At 39.0% G+C, this 2,971-nt stretch carries 4 protein-coding genes; 1 reads left to right on the forward strand and 3 read right to left on the reverse strand.

The window, feature by feature from the left end; translation table 11 throughout:
• Positions 1 to 1,013, forward strand: a 1,013-nt coding sequence (locus tag QZ548_RS08770; RefSeq protein ID WP_295869764.1) for a metal ABC transporter permease, incomplete at its 5' end; no start/stop codon positions are given.
• A gap of 127 nt (positions 1,014 to 1,140) precedes the next feature.
• Here the strand turns inward: QZ548_RS08770 and QZ548_RS08775 are convergent.
• The 3 genes from QZ548_RS08775 to QZ548_RS08785 form a co-directional block, all read right to left on the reverse strand.
• Positions 1,141 to 1,629 carry a GNAT family N-acetyltransferase gene (locus QZ548_RS08775; RefSeq protein ID WP_295869765.1) on the reverse strand — a complete coding sequence of 163 codons (489 nt, stop codon included), beginning with the start codon at positions 1,627 to 1,629 and terminating at the stop codon, positions 1,141 to 1,143.
• 93 nt (positions 1,630 to 1,722) lie between these two features.
• Positions 1,723 to 2,142, reverse strand: a complete 420-nt coding sequence (locus QZ548_RS08780; protein ID WP_295869767.1) for a GNAT family N-acetyltransferase — start codon at positions 2,140 to 2,142, stop codon at positions 1,723 to 1,725.
• An 83-nt stretch (positions 2,143 to 2,225) separates the two neighbouring features.
• Positions 2,226 to 2,971: DUF2971 domain-containing protein (locus QZ548_RS08785; protein WP_295869769.1), on the reverse strand; the 746-nt coding region annotated here is incomplete at its 5' end.

Consider the following 2,971-nt stretch of genomic DNA (forward strand, 5'->3'; position numbering starts at 1 on the left):
TGTCCATGATGGCCGACGCCATTACGCACACCGTATTCCTCGGCATCGTGCTCGCCTTCTTTGTGACGGAAGACTTAAACTCACCCTTGCTTTTAGTAGGGGCAACGCTAGTCGGCGTAGGCACAGTATGGCTCACGGAAATGATTCATAACACAGGCCTCGTCAACGAAGACGCGTCTATCGGTATCATCTTCCCCCTCCTCTTCTCCATTGCCATCATCCTCGTCAGTCTCTACAGTGGTAACGCACACCTTGACGTAGATACGGCATTACTGGGCGAAATCGCATTCGCTCCATTCGACAGATGGATTGTAAACGGCACCGACTTAGGACCCGTATCACTATGGATTTCCCTGGGGGTAGCGGTCATCAACCTCCTATTAGTTATGCTCTTCTACAAGGAATTGCAGCTATCTACCTTTGATCCACTATTAGCAGGGCTCTTCGGCTTTATGCCAGCCCTCATCCATTACGTGCTCATGACCATGGTGTCCCTTACCGTGGTGGCTTCCTTCCAAGCGGTAGGGGCCATCCTCGTTATCGGCCTCATGATCGGACCTGCGGTCATCGCTTATTTATGGACTGACTCTGTGAAAGCCATGCTCATTAGCAGTATTATCATCGGCATTATCTGCGCTGTCATCGGTACAGAAGTTGCTTTCACCCTAGACGTATCCATTGCAGGCGCTATCGCAACGACTATAGGTCTCGCTTTATTGATTGCCGTTATTGGCACGCCAAAAACGGGCTATATCGCCACCTATCGACGCCAACGCCACTTGCGCCGTCACTATCGAGAAATGATGATGCTCTGCCACATCTACACCCATATGAATACACCTGTAGCGGCCATTGAAAATGGTATCGGCACCATTCACGAACACTTGAACTGGAAGCCAGACTATACTCACCAAGCTGCATCACACCTTAAGAAACAAGGTCTCTTGTATGTGACAAATGGTTACTATATGCTTACCGATAAAGGTGTAGCGCAGGTCAAGGAAATCATTTAATTAATTTTATTTAATGAATGTTAATTAGACGCCTTCCAAAATACATATTTTTTCCCAACAAAAAAGAAGCTGAAATCAATGCTAGTCTGCAAGATTTCAGCTTCTTATTTTGTATTTAATTATATGGCTAGAATACAACACGCATCTGATACCACTTAGCACCGCCGTGATCCGATTCAGACTCACCTTCATTTACAAAGCCAAACTTAGCGTAGTAATGAATCTTTTCTTCCTTACAGGTTAGAATAACACCCTTACGATTTTCTTCTCTCGCAAGGTCGATAAAAGCCTCAATTAACTTACCACCTACACCACGATTACGATACTCTGGCAATGTGTTTAAACCAAATATCATCTGCCATGCTCCGTTAGGATTATGCAAGGAAGCATCAGCGAACATTTCATCTGTTAATATTTCATCATCGGATACAAAACCATCGATAAAACCGATTGGTGTTTCCCCATCAAAGGCAATTAAAAACTGACCTGCATAATGGTCTAATCTTTCCTTAAAGGCCTCACGAGGTGCCGCCTCAGCAGGAGGAAAACAAGTTGCTTCAATATGTGTTACTACATCTAGATCTTTGGTTGTTGCTTTTCGTATAAATATATCCATATTATTCTCCATCGTATATACATATTTTTTAGTATATACCGTTTATAAAATAAAGGCTACACATTCAATACGTGATGTGTAGCCTTTTCTGTTCTACTTTTTCGTATATTTAGGCACATTCCGATACTGCATAGGCAATGAATTCTCTTTTACTTTAAAGCCATGTTTTTCATAGAACGGTGCATTAATACTATCACCAATCATAACATTAATGTACAAGTACGACTTGTAAGCGTCTTTCACCATCTCTAGTAAATGACCTGCAATACCATGTCCCTGATAATCTGGATGCACTAGCACATAATTGATAAAGCACACTAGCTCGCTATCATCCATAACGCGGATTAGACCAACTAAGCGGTCACCATCCCACGCAGAAATCACGCGCGATGAATTCATCAAAGCCTTATGTAATCGATCAGGATACTTGCCTACCACCCAACGGACAGATAGAAATAAATCTGCTACCTGCTGGGGCGTAAAATTTCGTTCTTCTGTATACGTAATCAGCATCTTTTCCCCATAACATTCAAAATATATTTAATACCAAGATTAGATATATTTTATGTGTCCATAGTTTCAATAGCAAAAAAAGTTTAACCACTTAATCTATATTCATTTTCATCCTTTGATAGTTGTATCGATTCCAACAGCCTACCTTGAGAGTTTAGAATAGGACTATTATCTCCTTCGCACCCTTCATAGATACTTTCGACATTTACATTTATATTTATATAATCTTCATTGTGTTCTTCAGAAAGTATCACAAACCTACATTCATCTTCATGACTCCACTCAGAATATTTAGTAAAAGTTGCATCTATGTAAAACTTCATATCCGAAAAAGAAAACTGATCACGCCTAGATTTTTGAGGAGGTCTTGTTAGTGTATAATAAAGTTCTCCATATATACATATTCCGGATATAGAAATTTGTTTAATAGAATCAATTAAATTGTCTGCAGAATACCCAAAACAGTATCCCTGATGGTTTTGAGAATAATACGACCACATTAAAATATTATTATATTTATGTGTAAGGCAAAGAATTCTAAAGCGCTCACTCATATCATCATTATTAGATAACAAACAGTTAGAATCAAAGGGGTCATTAAAGCTTCTAGGTGGAGAAAAAGATAAATTCCCATCATTAACTTGATATCGATTGCAACTTACCTTATCTTTAGAAAAGTACTTATATAAATTTTTCCCCTTTAAATCATTGCAAATTTTCTTTTCTGCATACTCAAAATAAAAATTAATAATATCATAAAATTTATTATTAAACTTGTTATGACTATCAAACAATTTATAGAGACGATCAATATCCTTAAAAGCTACTC

The organism is uncultured Veillonella sp. (assembly GCF_915069625.1).
In the GTDB taxonomy this organism is placed as follows: Bacteria; Bacillota; Negativicutes; order Veillonellales; family Veillonellaceae; genus Veillonella.